A 356-nucleotide genomic window follows, 5' to 3' on the forward strand; every position below is an offset into this window, starting at 1 on the left:
ACAAGTACGTCAGTCATTGTCCACTGCTTCGCTTTTTCTTCATCAATAAATAACACCACATGATAGTGATTACTCATCACCGCATAGGCACAAACCTCAATCGCAAAGACTTGCGTTAGAAAATGCAGTTTGTCTTCCACCCAACCTCGCCGGTGCTCAAAACTTTGACCTGAAAAGGTATCTTCACCACATAAGAAAGCGCGTCGAACACAACGCGCCACACAATGGTAATAAGGTGTGTCTACTAAACTGATTTGTTGCTTCCTTGGCGTGGCCATAACTCACCTAAGATAAAGTAGCTTGATTACTTTAGCGTAGTACAAAGGGAAAACTTGTTCAATTTAGGATGAGTGTCT

The 356-nt window shown here is 42.1% G+C and carries 1 pseudogene; it reads right to left on the bottom strand.

The features are described 5' to 3' along the window. A pseudogene (locus tag H4J69_RS19740) lies at positions 1 to 278 on the bottom strand (transposase); the annotation flags it as partial. Between the last annotated feature and the right edge of the window lie 78 nt (positions 279 to 356).

The organism is Colwellia sp. BRX10-9 (assembly GCF_014077405.1).
Lineage (GTDB): Bacteria > Pseudomonadota > Gammaproteobacteria > Enterobacterales > Alteromonadaceae > Colwellia_A.